At 73.9% G+C, this 395-nt stretch carries 1 pseudogene; it reads right to left on the reverse strand.

From position 1 onward, the window contains the following. Nucleotides 1-395 (reverse strand): annotated as a pseudogene (locus FL311_RS44825) (hypothetical protein); the annotation flags it as partial.

Genomic DNA, 395 nt, shown 5'->3' on the forward strand with positions numbered 1-395 from the left:
ACGTTGCCCCCCACCGTCAGCAGCGTGCCGCTGACCGGTCCGCCCGACACGTTGACGCCCACCGAGGCGAGCACGCCGCTCGCGCCATGCGTCACCCAGTTGCCGCCCAAGGCCAGCCCCATCACCCGCACCCGCTTGGCGTGCGTGGCGAGCAGGCCGATGGACACGTCGTGCACCTGGTTCTTCTGGCTGAAGCCCGACGTGCTCAGCCCCGGCACGACGGTGAAGCTGAAGGGCACGTGGACCTCCGCCTCCTGCGAGGCCTCCGCGGTGGCCTTGGCCTCCACCTCCGTGGGCGCGTCAGCAACCGGCGCCGAGGCCGAGCCCCCCGCCACCGTCGTCGCCTCCACCAGCGGGGGCGGCGCCATCACCCGCTCCGCGCCAGGCCCCTCCAC

The organism is Myxococcus sp. AB025B (assembly GCF_006518215.1).
In the GTDB taxonomy this organism is placed as follows: Bacteria; Myxococcota; Myxococcia; order Myxococcales; family Myxococcaceae; genus Myxococcus; species Myxococcus fulvus.